Genomic DNA, 527 nt, shown 5'->3' with positions numbered 1-527 from the left:
TACGAGGTCAGCTTGGACGGCAGGCTCATGTCCAACACCGAGGCCCTCTGGGTCACCGCGAGCACATCGGCGGCGGCCAGCACCTCGGGGAAGTCCTCGGCATCGGCGGGCGGCAGGAAGGACAGCGCGGGGACATCCGCGGCGAGCCGTTCCAGATACGCGCGCTGGTTCCCGTCCCCCATGAGCACGAACCGCACCGGCGCGGCTTCCTGACCGGCCAGCCGCGCCGCCTCGACCAGCACCTCCAGCCCCTGCTTCAGGCCCATGTTGCCCGCGTGCAGCACCACGCTCTCCCCGTCGGACCAGCCCAATCGCGCCCGGGTACGGTCCCGGTCACCGCTCGGGCCCTTCACATGGGTCCAGTTCGGCACCACATGCACCCGTGCCCGCGGCACACCCATCGCCGTGACCCGCTCCACGAACGACTCGTGCACCACCCCGACAACCGCCGCCTGACGCAGCACCCGCGCCTCCACCGCCCCGGCCAACGCGGCCGCCCGGCCCCCACCCTGGATGCCACTCTGCTC

The 527-nt window shown here is 72.3% G+C and carries 1 protein-coding gene; it reads right to left on the bottom strand.

Annotation, left to right across the window (positions count from 1 at the left end):
• The coding region (locus tag AC3EUV_RS38410) for a glycosyltransferase (RefSeq protein ID WP_435604903.1) at positions 1–527 on the bottom strand (527 nt) is incomplete at both ends.

The organism is Streptomyces sp. bgisy130 (assembly GCF_057708345.1).
This window is presented reverse-complemented; position numbering and strand designations above follow the sequence as displayed.